This window comes from Aeromonas bestiarum (assembly GCF_000819745.1).
In the GTDB taxonomy this organism is placed as follows: Bacteria; Pseudomonadota; Gammaproteobacteria; order Enterobacterales; family Aeromonadaceae; genus Aeromonas; species Aeromonas bestiarum.
Genome location: NZ_CDDA01000032.1, coordinates 251,634 through 266,391, shown reverse-complemented (window position 1 = coordinate 266,391; position 14,758 = coordinate 251,634). Strand labels below are relative to the sequence as shown.

Genomic DNA, 14,758 nt, shown 5'->3' with positions numbered 1-14,758 from the left:
CTGAGGAATTACCTGGGTTGGCGCAGGATGCTGGAGCGCTACGGTAAGAGAGTGGGGATCAGGGATTGTTTGCATGAGGCGCTGGGGCGCCCCATGCAACACGTAATTGGGACATAGCCTTTTTTTATGGCTGGAGAGAGGCGTGGCTCAGGGGCTGGTGGCACGCAGCACCTTGAGGTGCAAACTGCGCTCTTGATGGGCTTCTATCTCCTGCTCGGTGAAGCGCATGGGCTGCCACTGCTGGCGGGCAAACTGCTCGGTCTGATCGGTGAAGTGCGGGCTCTCGGGATCGTGGGACTGGCCGTAGCTCAGGAAGCGCTCCGCTTTGGGGCCGGCGGCATCGAACTGCAGGGCCAGCACGAAGCTGGAGCCGTAGTTGGCGCGATAGCGCAGCTCGGGCTGGCCGTCACCGTCGTCATCCAGGCTGCGCAGCGTGGTGTCCGCCACGCTCTTGCCGGTCACTATGTTGGCGAGATCAGAGCTGCTGCGCGAAGGCAGATTGGTCTGCACCATGTTGAACAGCCCCTCGAACGAGTTGCCTCCCGGCAGCGCTATGGGGGTCAGCCCGGCCGCCTTTTGCACGAACTGCAGCGCGCCGAGTTCGGCATCCGGCGCGATACCGGCGGCCTGCAACCGTTGCTGAGCCCGGGCCAGCGCCAGCAGGGCGGGATCCTGATCCGGCGCGCCGCCCCAGGGGGCCAGCCCGCTCGGGGTGGTGGCGCCTTGGGCCGGATCGAAGGGGATGGCAAACAAGGCATCCTTGATGTCTCTGTGGCCGCTGGTGCGAAACGCCGTCAGCCATTCGCGCATCAGGTGGGCGCCCCGGCTCTCCAGCTGATACTCGCCATCCCAGTTGGCGAGCGCATTGCAACTCGGGGTCAGGTCCAGCGGGCCGCTCGTCAGCTGGATCAGCGGATGGGCCTGGCAACGGGCCAGCAGGGGATCCCTCAGTTCGCGGGCAAACAGGGAGCCGTTGTGGGTCAGCACCCGTTGCAGCGCCGGCAGGGTGAAGCGGCGATCGGCCCCGGTCAGTCCCATGGTCTCCGGGGTGCTGATGAGCTGGGCGTTGTAGCGGGTGCGCGGGCTGCGCACCGTCTGCTCCGGTCCGTAGAGGATGGAGTAACCCTCCAGCGGTGCCGCCAGGTTGGTCAGCCAGTGGCTGCTGTTGGCGTTGTAGACGTAGTCGCTGCGGGTCTGGCGGGGGGCCTGGCTCAGGGGAACAAGGCCGGGGGCCCGGGTCTGGCCGCTGTCGACCCACTCGAAGTCGGGATCATTGCCCGGCAGCAGCACGCTGCCCTCGCCATCCAGCCAGACGGGGGTCAGCTGCGGGGTCTGGGAGGCCATTCGCCACCAGGCTTCGGCTTTGGCGCCGAGGCGGGGTACCTGGGTGGCATCCACATAGCTGGCCTGGCCCGCCTTGTCGATCATCAGGATATTGACCCAGGGCACCCCCTGATGCTCGGCCAGTGCGTCGAAGAAGGCCGGGGTACTCTGGGCCCTGGCCATGGCCAGCCACTGCTCCAGCATCTTGTAGTTGCCGGCGTTGGCATCGCGGAAGCTGATGGCGCTGCTGCTGGTCCAGCCCAGGGTGGGCGAGAGGGAGGCGAGGTTGACCACGGGGCCGAAGTGGCTGGCATAGACGGTCTGGGCATAGGGTTGCAGGCTGCCATCGGCCTGACGCACTTGCAGCGTGACGGTTTTCTGGCTCATCTCCCGCCACTGGTCGCCGTAGCGGTAGCGCAGCGGATTGGCGGGATCCAGGGTGAGCTGATAGAGGGTGAAGCGCTTGGACTGGGAGACGGTATGGGTCCAGCCCAGCTGTTCGTTGAAGCCGATCAGGATGGCGGGAAAGCCCATCATGGTGGCGCCGGTCACGTTGAGTTTGCCCGGGATCTGCAGGTGCTGTTCGTAGAACCTGAGCTCGCCATCCCAGGGGAAGTGGGGGTTGCCGAGCAGCAGACTGTTGGCATTGCTGCTGCGATCCGCCCCCAGTGCCCAGCCGTTGCTGCCGATCCCCTCGGCGGTGAGCAGCCACTCGGCTTCCGGGTCAGGCAGGGCGCGCGCCTGCGTCCCGCTGCCGGGGGGCTGGGCGCTCGCCATGGCGCCGATGAAGCTGCGGCCGCTGGCGAGCTGGGCGAGATCCAGGTGATAGGCCAGCAGCTGGGTCGGGGTGATGGGCTCGACCCACTCGGCCCCACGGCAGGGGGAGGGATAGTCCGCCGGGCTGGCTCGTCCCGCGAGTGAGTGGTTGAAACCCGCCACATAGCCTTCGATGAGATCGCGGGCATCCGGCGCCAGCTTGCCATACAGAGCGGCGGCCTGGGCGGGCAGATCCAGCGAGCGATAGCCCACGTCGGAGAGCAGGTTGCGCTGCTGCTCTCCCGCCCCCAGCCAGCGGGATTTTTCCCCCCGCAGCTTCATGATCTGCTCGTTCAGGGTGCAGAGGTTCTCCTCGGCATGGGCGTAACCTGCCCCGAAGCCGAGGCTGGCGTAGTCATTCGCCTTGATGTGGGGCACCCCCTGCTCCGTGTAGGTGAGGGTGACGTCATAGTGGCGAGCGGGATCCGGCTCGCTGCTGTTCTCCTGGCAGCCGGCCAGAACGAGGCAGCCGAGCAGGGTAAGGGGAAAGGGAGATCGCATTTGAGTTCCTTCTGTTGTCCGTGCTTGTTATGGTTCTGTTGCTTTTTGCCCGCAGGAGAGGGTATTTAAGAGCAGGGCGAGCTGGCTGTCGCTCCGCTGGATGGAACCGGTCATAGTTCCAAAAACAGAATAAAAACAAGGATAAACAGGTCCGTCTCGATGGAGCCGTACCTGGGGGAGCAAGCATATGCAGTGGGAAGAAGTGGCGGCCTTGCTCAGTCTGAGCTTGGCGGGCATGTTGTTGCTGGCGGCGCTCGGCTGGCAGTGGCGGGGACGCTGGGACTCAGCCTCCGGTTATCTGCTGGCCCTGCTCGCCCTGAGCAGCGTGCAGGCGCTGGAGTATCTCTACCATCAGCAGCAGCTGTTCGAACGCTGGCCTCATCTGCTCAAACTGGCGGATCCCCTGGTGGTGATGCTGCCGTTCTGCCTCTATGGCTATATCCGGGCCCTGCAGGGGGAGCCTGTACTCGGCCGCTGGCGTGACCGCATGGTGCACAGTCTGCCGCTGTTGCTGGTGGCCGTGCTGGCGCTGCCTTACTGGTTGCTGCCTGGCGCCGAGAAGGTGCGCTGGATCCTGCTCGGCAAGCAGGGGGATGGGTTGTGGCCCGGCATCACCCTCTACGGCAATCGCTATCTGGCCATCATGGCCCTGCTGGGGCTGATCTACTGGTGGCGGCAGCAGCGGCTTGGGGTCGTCAGCCGCAAGCCGGCGCTGCGGGCCTGGGTGAGCCAGTTGCAGGGACTGCAACTGTTGGTGGCCTTGTTGCTGCTGGGGCGGATCGCCCTGAGCTGGCTCGGCTGGCCGCTCTCCACCGTCTATCTGCAGGCCCCCGTCACCGCCTATCTGCTGTTGCAGGTACTGGCCCATGCCCGCCTGCCGCAACAGGCGGCTTCGGCAGAGATCACGCAACCCGGCGGGAGTGAGGGTCAGGCCTGCGTCATGAGCCCGGCACAGGACGCGAGCCAGCAGCCGCTGTTTGACGAGCTGGAGCGGCGGCTGAAGGAGGGGGCCTATCGGGATCCCGGCCTCTCCCTCGGCAAGCTGGCTGGCGAGTGCGGCCTGAGTACCCATCAGGCCTCCACCGCCATCAACGCCTGCTCGGGGGGCAACTTCTACGACTGGCTGAACCGTTATCGGGTGGAGGAGGCCAAACGGCTGCTGCAGGCGGGAGACGAGACGGTGGCCAGCATCTGCTACCGGGCCGGTTTCAACAGCAAGTCCACCTTCAACACCGCCTTTCGCCGCCATACGGGGCAGACCCCGAGCGAATTTCGCCGTCAGGGCCTGCCAGCGTTTCGGACGGCTTCCCCGTGACGAGACGATAAAAAGCCCGGCTTGAGCCGGGCTGGAGGGATAAGTTGCTTATCCGGGTATTCGTCGAGGCGTCTAGTGTGGATGTTGTTTGAGGATGTCGTATATCTCCTCTTTCAGTTTAAGTTTCTGTTTTTTCAGATCCTTCACCTCGGAGCTGTAGTCGCTGGCGTGATGCTTTTCCAACTTTCTAATCTCCGCATCCAGGTCGTTGTGCAAGTCAAACTTCTTCTGGAAATGGACATCACTGCTCTTCAGTTTCGAGATGAGATCTCTGTACTCTGGGAACATGTAATGAAGCCTCCTTGGTTTCGTTTGATTGTGCCTTCAAAACCAAAGTACCCCTTCCCCCCACAGATAAATGTGATCCCGATCGAATTCGGGACCAATGATTTGCTGCATCTGGGGGATGATTTTTAACTGCTTGAATCACAAGCTGATAAGCCATTTGTAAGTAAGAAACTGAGCTTCAAACTGGAATCGCGATCACAGTTGTGACGGTTTGATGACGGTGGCGGGCTGGCAAGCGGGCAGCAAAAAGGGGCCAGGGGCCCCTTCTTGAGAACAGGTGTGGCGTTTACTCTTTTTTCTTTTTCTTCTCGGGCAGCGGCTTGCCGTCTCTGGCAATCACCTTGCCCACCTCGAAGCCAATCTGCGCCGCCAGCTCTTCCAGATCCGGCGCCTTGGCCTCGTTGCCGATGGCGTACTGGTAGTTGGCTATGGTGATCTTCTCGGCCACCGGGGTGCCCGGGAGTATGGGTTCACGCCAGCCCTGGCCGACATGCGCCACCAGGGTGCCGTTCATGATGAGCTCGCCGACTATCTCCTGGGTGGGGATGCCCTTGCCGTAGGTGAGACCCTGCGGGTGCTTCTTGCCGACCAGCGGCTCCGTGCTGGCAGGCATCAACTTGGTGCGGATCAGCCACTTGGGATCCTGGGTCTTGCCGAGTGCTTTGCCGGTCTGGTATTCGTTGATCTTGATGGTCTTGATCATCTGGGCTGTAAAATCTTTGGTCAGCGCCTTCTGGGCCTCGCTTGTCTCGTCGATGGCGATGGGTGCCACATACCAGGTTTTGGCGGCTTGCGCCTTGGGAGCCGCGGGCGCGGTTTGCGCCATGGCCAGCGGGCTGAGCAGGATGGCAGCCAACAAGAGTCCGATTTTCTTCATTGTGATTCCGCTTATGTTTCAACAAGAATTTTGTTTTGCCAGCGACGACTGCGCCAGCGCCAGAACATGGCCAGACCGCGCACCCACTCATCGCAGGCGAGCGCCAACCAGATGCCGACCAGTCCATAGCCCTGCATGATACCAAGGAAATAGGCGAGCGGAACGGCAATCCCCCACATGGAGACGAGCGCCATGTAGAGCGGGAAACGGGCATCCCCGGTGGCACGCAGGGCGTTGATCACCACCAGATTGAAGGTGCGGCCGGGTTCGAGGATGAGGCTGATGAGAAACAGCTGGGCCACCTGGGTGATGATGTCGGGATCGTCGGTGAACAAACTGATGATGGCGCGGCCATTGAGGGCGGCGGCGATGGCGATCAGGGTCGTGACGATGAGGCCGAGCTTGAGGCTCTTCATCAGCTGGTTGTAGGCCTGCTCGAAGCGGCGGGCCCCCGCCAGATGGCCGATGATGATCTCGTTGCCAAGACCGATGGAGAGGCCGAACAGCAGGATGAACAGGCAGATCTGGAAGAAGTAGGACTGGGTCGCCAGCGCCTTGTCGCCGAGCAGGCCGACGAAGGCGGTGACCACCATGAACTGCAGCATCCAGGAGAGGTTCTCCCCCGCCGCCGGCAGGCCTATGTGCAGCACCTTGTCCAGCATGACCTTGCTGGGGCGGACTATCTCGGGCAAACGCAACTTGATACCGGTTTTACGCGCCACCAGCCACACCAGCAACACAACGCCGATGATGCGACCCGCCACCGTACTGATGGCGACCCCGGCCACCCCCAGCTGGGGCAGGCCGAACCAGCCGTAGAGCAGCAGCAGGTTGCCGATGAAGGTGATGAGGTTGACGGTCAGGGTCACGTACATGGCCTGACGGGTATGGCCGTGGGCACGCAGGGTGGCGGCCAGGCAGAGCGCCGCCGCCTCTGGCAGCAGGCACAGGCCGATGATCTGCAGATAAAGGGTGGCATCGCCCATCAGATGAGCAGGCAGGTTCATCAGGGAGAGCATGGTGCTGGCGCCGGCGAGCACGCCGACCGCGGCCACCAGCCCCACCAGCAGGTTGAAGCCGATGGCGGTGTGGATGACGATGCGCGCCTTCTCCCGATCGCCGGCCCCCAGATACTGGGTGATCACCACGCTGGTGCCTATGCTGACGAAGCTGAACAAGGTGATGGCCAGATCGAACACCTGGTTGCCGACCGCCAGTGCCGCTACGCCCTGATAGGAGACGTGGCCCACCATGAAGGTGTTGAGGGCCCCGGTCAGAAAGTGCAGGGCGAGATCGATAAACAGCGGCCAGGTCAGGGAGAAGAGAGTGCCCGGGCCCGCGTGGGATTGAGTTTGCATGGGGTGTCCAAATACTGGGGATGGCCCTCGTCAGCGCCATCTGGACGGGCATTTAACACCAAGAGTCCGCAGGGTGCAATCCTGCCCTGAGCGGAGAGTGTGCCAGACCCTCCCGGGGAGAGTTCGGCGCCCGATCAGGCCGGGGTGGCGCCCGCCTCCTGCTCAGAGGGGAGGGTGAGCCTCGCCGAGTCCGGCAGCGCATCATCCTGGGGCCAGTGGGAGAGGATGGCGTCCGTGGTGCTCTCCACCACGGTGTCATCCTTGAACACGGGCTCCCGGTAGCAGCGGGTCATGCGCAGCGCCTGATACATGTCGGGGCAGAGGATGACCCCTTCGTCGCCCACCCGGATCCCCGCCTGCTTGAGCCACTGGCTCATCTGGCCGTGGCGACCGGCCATCACCATGTGGATGCCGCGCCGTTTCAGATCCTTGTGCAGCTCCCCCACCATGCTCATCACGCTGATGTCCTGATGGGTGAAACAGGCCACCGCATCCACCACCAGGCATTTGGGGTTGTGGGGATCCTGCACCAGCAGCGCCAGCACCCGCCGCTTGAAGTAGGGGGCGTTGAAGTAGGTGAGCGGCGAGTTGAAGCGATAGACCAGGATGCCGGGAATGGCCTTGGCCTGCTCGTTGTCCCCCAGGGTGCGTACCACCCCCTCGTCATCCATGCCGAGCAACTGGTCGGTGGGGCGCATCACGTTGCGCAGGAACTGGAACAGACCCAGCAGCACGGCGAGGGTGATCCCCGGAATGACCCCCATGGCCAGCACGCTGACGAAGGTGATGAGCGCCAGCCAGAAGGCGGCCCGATCCGAGTGGCGCAGCGCCCACAGGCCGCGAAAATCGGTCAGCGACAGCGACGCCATGACCAGTACCACGCCGAGGGCGGCCGTGGGTATGTATTGCAGCGGCGCCGTCAGGTAGAAGGTGACCAGGGCGATGGCGGCGGCCGCTATGATGGAGACCAGCTGGCTCTTGCCGCCGTTGGCGTCATTGACCGCGGTGCGCGAATCCGCCCCGCTGATGGCAAAGCCCTGGGAGGCGGCCGCCGCCAGGTTGGCCATGCCGAGGGCCCGAAACTCCTTGTCCGCATCGATTTCATAGCCGTTCTTGGCGGCGAAGCTGCGGGCGGTGAGCATCATGGAGACGAAGCTCACCATGGCGAGGTTGAGCGCCGGCAGCACCAGCTCGCGCATCAGACCTGGGGGAAATTCCGGCAACTGGAAGACGGGCATACCCGAGCCGATGGCCCCCAGGGTAGCGATGCCGAACTGGCCGAGATCCAGTCCCCACACCAGGGCCGCCGTCACCACCATGGCCACCATGGAGGAGGGCCAGGCCGGCTTGTAGCGCTTGGCCAGCAGCAGGGTGAGCAAGGCGGTCAGGCTCATGGCCAGGGTCGGCAGATGGGTCTGGGTGATGTAGTTGGCACCGCCCGCGATCCGCTCTATGAGGTAGCGCTCGCTGAAGGTGAAGCCGAAGATCTTGGAGAGCTGGCCCACCATGATGGTGATGGCCACGCCGTTGAGCAGCCCCATCAGTATGGGGCGGGAGAGAAAGTCCGCCAGCACCCCCAGCTTGAAGCGGCTGGCGATGAGGCACCAGAAGCCGGTCATGGCGGTCATTGTCATCACCAGCTGCCAGTGGCGGGTGGCATCACCGGCGGCGAGCGGGGTGACCACGGCGGCGATCACGGCGCAGGTGGCGGCGTCCGGGCCGACGATCAGCTGGCGGGAGGTGCCAAACAGGGCGTAGACCAGCATGGGCAGTATGCAGGAGTAGAGGCCGACCAGGGGCCCCACGCCGGCGAGTTCGGCATAGGCGATGGCCACGGGCAGCGCCACGGCCGCCACCGACAGTCCAGCGCGCACATCCGGCATCAGCCAGGCCCGCTGGTATTGCAGCAGGGCGGCGAGGCCCGGTAGCCAGCGTTCGAGTGAGAAGAAGTCGCGCATTATTTAACCCATTGAGTTACAAACAGCTTTTCCCTAGTGTGCCCAAGGTTGCCGAAACATTGCAATCAGGTTATGGCCAGTTCACCACCAGGTCAGGCCACAGCCGTTGCCACTCCTTGGCCTTGACCCGCTCGGTAAAAACCCGGCTCTCCTGCCGGCAGCGCGGGTTGGGATCCACCTGCAGGGACCAGTTGGGTGCAAAGCCGTAAGGGGCTAGCCACTCGAATCTATCATCTGTCAGCAGGCGGACCCCGATGCAGGTGGGCAGCTCCACCCAGTGGCTGAGGGCTTCCAGACTGCTGACAAAGGGGGGAACCCGCTGGCGCTGGTGCATGCGGGCCTGATTGCGCACTTCCCAGCGCTGGCCAGGCACCCTGGCGGCCAGCCAGGCCTCGTGCTCGGCCTCCTTCAATCCAGCCGGATCAGCGAGATCCAGATAGACGAGATCGATATCGTTGAGCGGGGTAGGGACTGATTTACAGTGCAGATGATCCCAGATGAGGTTGCGGATAAAGCCGGCCCCCAGCGCCCAGTCGGGCAGCGCCAGCTCGCGGGCTGCCTGCAGGCAGGCCATGCGCTGGTCATCGGCCCGCAGCAGGATTTCGGTCTGCGCTTGCAGGCGCGCCTCTTGCGTACTCTGACGCGTTTGTGCGTCAACCTGCATTGCGGCGCAGCCAGACGTCTATGTAGCTGCAGCTGGGCACTATGGTGAGCCCCTCCGCCTGGGTCCAGCTGTAGAAGGTGCGTGCCAGCTGATCGGCGATGCCCTGTACCCTGAGCTCCGGCGGGACGAAGGTGCTGTAGGCGTCTATGGTCTTGGCATCGAGCCGCCGGTAACGCAGCCTGGACTCCTTGCCGTCCACCACACAGATGAATTGTTGCTGGTTGGCCTGATGAATGATCTCGCTCATGCTTGCTCCTCGGTACGGGGAATGGGGTTATCTGACCACGTTGGCAGCCCTTTGCCAACTGCACGGGCTCGCTTACACTGCGAGCCCGACCGGGTGCATACCCGCTAGCCAAGGTATAGAACAGTTAACAGAGGATGGATCCCATTATGGCCTTCGCCACGCTGGAAGATCTGATTGGCAATACCCCCCTGCTGGCGCTGCGCCGCATCAATCCCTGGCCAGAGGTCACCCTGCTGGTGAAGCTGGAGGGCAACAATCCCGCCGGTTCGGTCAAGGACAGGCCGGCGCTGAACCTCATCAAGAGCGCCGAAGCGAGCGGTCGCTTGCTGCCGGGAGCCCGGCTCATCGAGGCCACCTCCGGCAACACCGGCATAGCGCTGGCCATGGTGGCGGCGGCGCGGGGCTACCGGATGCGGCTCATCATGCCGCGCACCATGAGCCAGGAGCGGCGCGATGCCATGCAGGCCTATGGCGCCGAGCTGGTGCTGGTGGAGAACGGCATGGAAGAGGCGCGGGATCTGGCGCTGGCCATGGAGGCACGCGGGGAGGGACTGGTGCTCGATCAGTTCAACAACCCGGCCAACCCGGATGCCCACTATCAATCGACCGGCCCCGAGATCTGGCGCCAGAGCGAGGGGGCTGTCACTCACTTCGTCTCGGCCATGGGCACCACGGGCACCATAATGGGGGTCTCCCGCTACCTCAAGGAGCAGAACCCGGCGGTGCAGGTGATAGGCCTGCAACCGGCAGAGGGGAGCCAGATCCCTGGCATTCGCCGCTGGCCTGCGGCCTACCTGCCCACCATTTTCGAGCCACAAAGGGTCGATCGGGTGCTGGACGTGACCCAGCAGGAGGCGCTGCTCATGATGCGCCGGCTGGCGCGGGAGGAGGGGATCTGCTGCGGGGTCAGCTCAGGTGGCGCCGTGGCCGGTGCCCTGCGGGTGGCGGCAGAGATCAAGCAGGGAGTGGTGGTGGTCATCATCTGTGATCGGGGGGATCGCTACCTCTCCACCGGGGTCTTTACGCCGGATCCGGCAGAGCCGATCTGAGTGAAGCGGTCAGTAACATGATAGTTATCAGTAGTTTGCTGACAAACTGCTTGATGTACCCTTTGTAACAATCAACAGCTTTCACAAGGTTGAATCCCTTTGTCTCCTGTTTGACACTCGGCGCCCTCTCGTCACCGATGCAAACAGGAGCGTCACATGATCTTGCCTTACTCCCTGAGTATTTCTCTCATTGGCCTGGCCCTGGCGGGCTGCACCGTTGAACCCTATGCCTACCAGTGCGGCGAAAAGCACTGCGCCGTCATCGATCACAAGGGGGAGAAACATGAGCGGCCACTGGACGAGATGAAACCCGTCTGGGAGCGCAACCAGGAGCGGGAAGAGGCCATTCGCCGCAACAAGGAGTCCATCTGGCGCGAGAAGACGCCGGAGGGAAGGGACAACTATGGCGCCGGTGCCACCATCAGCTGGTAGCAAGCGGCCCCGCCATGCGGGGCCTGGCCAAGCTGGCTATTCCCAGGCCAGCTCCAGCAGGCCGAGCAGCTGGGTCCGGTCGGCATCCTTGCGGTTGTAGAGCAAGGCGCCGTCGTTGATGGCGAGATCCCGGATCTCGGGCAGCAGGGCCTTGTCGGTGACGCCGGCTTCGCGCAGGGTGCGCGGCAGCTTCACCGCCTGCCACAGGGTATCGCGCAAGGCGCACAGGGCCTGGATGCTGGCCTGTGCCCGCTCGGCGACCGGGGTCGCCGCGAAGCGCTCGGCGCCGACCAGAGGCAGCAGCAGGCGAGCCAGCTCCTCATCTATGCCCGGCCGGTTGTAGTCGAGCACGGTCGGCAGGAAGAGGTTCATGCACAGGCCGTGGGGCAGGTGACAGCGGGCCCCCAGGCTGTGGCCGAGGGCGTGCACCAGCCCCACCATGGAGTTGGAAAACGCCATGCCCGCCAGGGTGGATCCTTCCGCCAGTTGCAGCCGCAGGCGCTTGTCCTGCGGGTTGTTCAGCACCTGGGGCAGGGCACTGGCGATCTTCTCCACCGCCATCAGGGCCAGGGCGTCGCTGACCGGGTTCTTGGCGTTGCCGATGAAGGCCTCGATGGCGTGGGTCATGGCATCCATGGCGGTGGCCGCCGTGATGTTGAGGGGCAAGCCCTGGGTGAGGCGCGGATCCAGCACCGCCAGCTGCGGCAGCAGGAAGGGGGAGGTGAAGGGCACCTTGCGCCCGCTCGCCTCATCCTTGATCACAGCCACCAGCGTCACCTCGGAGCCCGTGCCCGCCGTGGTGGGCACCACCGCCAGCGGCTGCAGGGGTCTGGTCAGGCAGCCTGCGCCGGCATAATCCAGCAGCCGCGTCCCTCCCATGGAGGCGAGGATGTTGACCGCCTTGGCGGTGTCGATGACGGAGCCGCCGCCAAGCGCCACCAGGCTATCGCATTTGAGCTCCCGATAGCGGGCCGCGATCCGCTCCACCACGGCGGTGGAGGAGTCGGCCGGGATCTCGTCCCAGATGTCGGCGACCGGCAGCTCCCCCTCGGCCAGCACATTGGCCAGCAGGGTGGCGAGTCCGGTGCCGCTGACCCCCTTGTCGGTGAGCAGCAGCGGGCGGCGCGCGCCCAATCCGGCCAGCTCGCCCGCGAGCTGCTCCAGTGCCTGTTCGCCCGCCATCAGCTTGACCGGGCAGAAAAAATCGTAATAGCGACTCATGGTGCTCATCCTCTTGTTCAGCCGGTCAACAGACCCAGGTAGATGTGGCAGGCGCGCGCCAGCTTGCGGCGCGGGTCAGGATAGTGGCGCAGCAGTGGCCGCGCGATGAAGGCGGGCAGGATCAGGGCCTGCAGCTGTTCCAGCGCCCGTACCAGGTGCATGGCGACGGTGAGATCCCCCTCCACCAGCAAGCGGTTTTCGCTGAATGCCTGATTGACCCCGAGCCGAAAGCTGAGGGCGCGAAAGGCGATGCCCGGATGCTTGAAACGCACTCGCAGCGGGTGCAGATCGCCGCTGGTATGGGTCGGTGCGCCGCACTGCCAGCGACCTGCCGCCTTGTGGATGATCAGCGCCTGGCTGAGGCCCGCCACCTCCAGCCGTATGGTGAGGCCGTCGGGCAGGGGGGCGAGTTCTTGTCGCACCGCCTCATCGACCCGGGCGGCGCGGCACAGGGTGCGCCCTATGACCCAGAGCAGGGTGGCTATCCAAAGACGGCGGCCAAAGGCCGCCAGGGATTCAAGCGTCCGGTTTTGCATGAGGGTTCACTCCCGAGATAGCGGACCAGAACAGGGCGAAGGCACTGGCTTGCCAGTGAGCGTCCCGTCCCAGTTCAGGTTGGTCGACAAACAGGGAGGCGCAGGCCAGAAACTGGCTCTGGCACACCTCCAGCATCAGGGCCGGCGGGGCTTGCATCAGGGCACCGCTGGCCTGGCCCAGGCTCAGCAGACGCGGCAGAAAGCGCAGGGTATCGCTCAGGATCTGGCTGCGCAGGGGGCGCGCCAGCAGGGGGGAGTGGAAGAACCCCAGCACGAACTTGAGCTCGTTGGGATGGTCCAGCATCCACTGCATCGCCTGCTGCCAGTAATGGCTGGCCTGCTCGCGCAGGGGCAGGGCGGCATCCGCCTCCGTGATGGCGGCGCCGAGCCGCAGTTTGACATCCTGATAGAGGCACTGGATCAGCACCTCCTTGCTGGGGAAGTGGTGAAACAGGGTGCCGTTGGCCACCCCAGCCGCCTTGGCGATGCGGGCGGTGGCGGCGCCTTGCAACCCATCCTCGGCGCACAGGGCGAGGGCGGCATCCAGGATCTGGCGGCGCTTGTCTGTCATGGGTTTGTGCATGCAGGTCTCCGGCGCCCGTCAGCGCAAAAACAGCGCCATCATCAGCCGCTGGTGCCAGCGCCGATAAGGGGGGTGAACCAGGGAGCCTGTGCTGAACCTGCCACGGCTCAACACGGTTTTCGCCTTGGAGAAGGTGAGAAAGCCTTCGTGACCGTGGTAGTGGCCCATGCCGGAGGCGCCGATGCCGCCAAACGGCACGTCATCGGCCGCCACCTGGAACAGGCTCTCGTTGATGGCCATGCCGCCAGAGTGGGTCTCCCGGGTCACTCTGGCCTGCAGCGCCGGATCCAGGCTCATCAGATAGAAGGCGAGGGGGCGCGGGCGGGCGGCTATGTAGGCGAGCGCCTCATCCAGGCTGTCGTAGGGCACCAGCGGCAACAGGGGGCCGAAGATCTCCTGCTGCATCAGCTGGCAGTGGTTGGGCACGTCGGTCAGCAGGTGGGGCGCCAGCCGGTGGGCGACGTCGTCCTGGGCCGGGCTGCCGCAGGGGTGCACCTGGGCACCTGCCTGCTCGGCCTCGGCCAGCCAGCCGGTGAGCCGCTCATACTGGCGCCCGTTGATGATGGAGCCGTAATCCGGGCTCCCCAGCCCCTGGGGATAGAGGCGGGCGAAGTGGTTGCGGTAAGCCTCGATGAAGGCCTGCTCCTGGCCCCGTGGCAGCAGCACATAGTCGGGGGCCACGCAGATCTGGCCGGCGTTGAGGCTCTTGCCGAAGATCATCCGCTCTACCGCGAGCGCTATGGGCATGTCGGGGGCTATGAGGCAGGGACTCTTGCCACCGAGCTCCAGGGTGAGCGGGGTGAGCTGGGGGGCTGCGGCGGCCATCACCAGCTTGCCCACCGCGGTCGAGCCGGTGAACAGCAGATGATCGAACGGCAGGGCGCTGAACGCGGCTGCCACCTGGGCATCCCCCTCGACCACTGTGACCTCATCCTCATCGAACACCTGATCCAGCAAGGTGCGCAGCACGGCGTTGGTGTGAGGGGTGAATTCGGAGAGTTTTAGCATGGCCCGGTTGCCGGCGGCGATGGCGCTGATGAGGGGCCCCAGGCTCAGCATCACGGGGAAGTTCCACGGCACTATGATGCCGACCACCCCGAGCGGTTGATAGAACACCTCGACCCTGGCCGGGGCCAGCAGCAGCCCTGTGTGGCGGCGGTGCGGGCGCATCCAGCGCTTGATCCGGCGCTGGGTGTAGTTGATCTGCATGACGCTGGGGAGTATGTCGGCGATCAGGCTGTCGTAATCGCTGCGCTGGCCATAATCCCGGGCCAGGGCGTCACACAACGGCTGCTTGTGGGCCAGCAGGGCGCGCTTGAGCTGGCTCAGATGGGCTCTGCGCTCGCTCAGACCCGGCATGGGATTGGCCTGACAGGCCTGCCTGAGCCGGGCCAGCTTGCCCGGTAGCGACAGCTTGTCTGTGGTGGTCTCCTGCAACTGAACCGCTTCCATGGCATACCTCGCGCGTTAATTGACCGACTGATTGGTCGGTCTAAATCTAGCGGCTTGTTAATCGGCTGTAAAGTTTTGCCATCTGGCTTAGCATAGGGTCGCGGATGACTCACCTGTGAACTGTGCGACCCACCACAG

At 64.4% G+C, this 14,758-nt stretch carries 14 protein-coding genes and 1 pseudogene; 4 read left to right on the top strand and 11 right to left on the bottom strand.

All coding sequences use genetic code 11. The features are described 5' to 3' along the window. Positions 1-117, top strand: a pseudogene (locus BN1118_RS21905) (IS1595 family transposase); the annotation flags it as partial. Between the two features lie 30 nt (positions 118-147). On the opposite strand, the gene BN1118_RS17335 reads toward BN1118_RS21905, so the two are convergent. Continuing rightward, a complete protein-coding gene (locus BN1118_RS17335) occupies positions 148-2,640 on the bottom strand; it encodes a penicillin acylase family protein (RefSeq protein ID WP_043557256.1) in 2,493 nt (830 codons plus the stop codon). Positions 2,641-2,827: 187 nt separating this feature from the next. On the opposite strand from BN1118_RS17335, the gene BN1118_RS17330 reads away from it, so the two are divergent. Next, entirely contained in the window at positions 2,828-3,955 is a 1,128-nt protein-coding gene (locus BN1118_RS17330) for a helix-turn-helix domain-containing protein (RefSeq protein ID WP_043557255.1), read from the top strand. Between the two features lie 72 nt (positions 3,956-4,027). Here BN1118_RS17330 and BN1118_RS17325 read toward each other — a convergent pair whose 3' ends face one another. From BN1118_RS17325 to BN1118_RS17300, 6 genes are all read right to left on the bottom strand, one after another. Beyond that, the gene (locus BN1118_RS17325) at positions 4,028-4,243 is read right to left on the bottom strand and encodes an HP1242/YdcH family protein (RefSeq protein WP_005313020.1); all 216 of its coding nucleotides are present in this window, start codon (positions 4,241-4,243) and stop codon (positions 4,028-4,030) included. Positions 4,244-4,529: 286 nt separating this feature from the next. Then, on the bottom strand, positions 4,530-5,120 hold the full coding sequence (locus BN1118_RS17320; RefSeq protein WP_043557254.1) for a hypothetical protein: 591 nt from the start codon (positions 5,118-5,120) through the stop codon (positions 4,530-4,532). Positions 5,121-5,131: 11 nt separating this feature from the next. Further along, positions 5,132-6,478, bottom strand: a complete 1,347-nt coding sequence (locus tag BN1118_RS17315; RefSeq protein ID WP_043557253.1) for an MATE family efflux transporter — start codon at positions 6,476-6,478, stop codon at positions 5,132-5,134. A 134-nt stretch (positions 6,479-6,612) separates the two neighbouring features. Next, positions 6,613-8,436 carry a SulP family inorganic anion transporter gene (locus tag BN1118_RS17310; RefSeq protein WP_043141018.1) on the bottom strand — a complete coding sequence of 608 codons (1,824 nt, stop codon included), beginning with the start codon at positions 8,434-8,436 and terminating at the stop codon, positions 6,613-6,615. Between the two features lie 70 nt (positions 8,437-8,506). Beyond that, complete coding sequence (locus BN1118_RS17305) at positions 8,507-9,100, bottom strand: nucleotidyltransferase family protein (protein ID WP_043141020.1); 594 nt, start codon at positions 9,098-9,100, stop codon at positions 8,507-8,509. Continuing rightward, positions 9,090-9,347: a GNAT family N-acetyltransferase gene (locus BN1118_RS17300; protein WP_011705401.1), complete on the bottom strand. Its 258-nt coding sequence runs from the start codon at positions 9,345-9,347 to the stop codon at positions 9,090-9,092. The genes BN1118_RS17305 and BN1118_RS17300 overlap by 11 nt, the downstream gene beginning before the upstream one ends. A 134-nt stretch (positions 9,348-9,481) precedes the next feature. Here BN1118_RS17300 and cysM point away from each other — a divergent pair, with 134 nt between their 5' ends. Then, complete coding sequence (cysM, locus tag BN1118_RS17295) at positions 9,482-10,396, top strand: cysteine synthase CysM (RefSeq protein WP_043557252.1); 915 nt, start codon at positions 9,482-9,484, stop codon at positions 10,394-10,396. 156 nt (positions 10,397-10,552) lie between these two features. Next, positions 10,553-10,828 carry a hypothetical protein gene (locus BN1118_RS17290; protein WP_043557251.1) on the top strand — a complete coding sequence of 92 codons (276 nt, stop codon included), beginning with the start codon at positions 10,553-10,555 and terminating at the stop codon, positions 10,826-10,828. Between the two features lie 36 nt (positions 10,829-10,864). Here the strand turns inward: BN1118_RS17290 and BN1118_RS17285 are convergent, their stop codons facing one another. From BN1118_RS17285 to BN1118_RS17270, 4 genes are read right to left on the bottom strand one after another with little or no spacing between them, the layout of a single operon-like run. After that, positions 10,865-12,049: an iron-containing alcohol dehydrogenase gene (locus tag BN1118_RS17285; RefSeq protein WP_043557250.1), complete on the bottom strand. Its 1,185-nt coding sequence runs from the start codon at positions 12,047-12,049 to the stop codon at positions 10,865-10,867. Between the two features lie 17 nt (positions 12,050-12,066). Continuing rightward, the gene (locus BN1118_RS17280) at positions 12,067-12,585 is read right to left on the bottom strand and encodes an SCP2 sterol-binding domain-containing protein (protein WP_043557249.1); all 519 of its coding nucleotides are present in this window, start codon (positions 12,583-12,585) and stop codon (positions 12,067-12,069) included. After that, positions 12,566-13,168: a TetR/AcrR family transcriptional regulator gene (locus BN1118_RS17275; RefSeq protein WP_043557247.1), complete on the bottom strand. Its 603-nt coding sequence runs from the start codon at positions 13,166-13,168 to the stop codon at positions 12,566-12,568. Before BN1118_RS17275 ends, BN1118_RS17280 begins: the two co-directional genes overlap by 20 nt. Before the next feature lie 18 nt (positions 13,169-13,186). Next, complete coding sequence (locus BN1118_RS17270) at positions 13,187-14,620, bottom strand: coniferyl aldehyde dehydrogenase (protein ID WP_043557245.1); 1,434 nt, start codon at positions 14,618-14,620, stop codon at positions 13,187-13,189. Positions 14,621-14,758 lie beyond the last annotated feature (138 nt).